General features: G+C 64.7%; 1 pseudogene. It reads right to left on the reverse strand.

Annotated features, from left to right (window positions below):
* A pseudogene (locus AO388_RS05770) lies at positions 1-371 on the reverse strand (DNA cytosine methyltransferase); the annotation flags it as partial.

Consider the following 371-nt stretch of genomic DNA (forward strand, 5'->3'; position numbering starts at 1 on the left):
TCCTCCAAGGCTTCTGGCCTTTGGCGGGGCGCTTGGCATGGGTCGGCTCTGGCCACACGATCGGCTGCCCATCGCAGCGGGCAATCATGAACAGGCGTTCCCGGCTGGTAGGCGCGCCGAAGTCGCACGCTCGGATCGCGCGCCATTCGACGGCATAGCCCAGGCGCTCCAGCTCGCCCACGAACACCGCCCACGTCTGGCCGCGCCGCGCAGGGTCTGGGACCAGAAACTGCTGATCTACCGGTACAACCTCACCAACCCCATTGCAGGATCTGCTTTACGTTCTCCAGGCTGATGACGCGGGGTTTCTTCTTGCCTGCCCACTTCAAGCCGATCCAAGACAGGTTGCGGATCTCGCGCTTGCGCGGCTG

Origin of the sequence: Pseudomonas sp. ICMP 10191 (assembly GCF_001467335.1) — a bacterium.
GTDB classification, from domain to species: Bacteria; Pseudomonadota; Gammaproteobacteria; order Pseudomonadales; family Pseudomonadaceae; genus Aquipseudomonas; species Aquipseudomonas cerasi.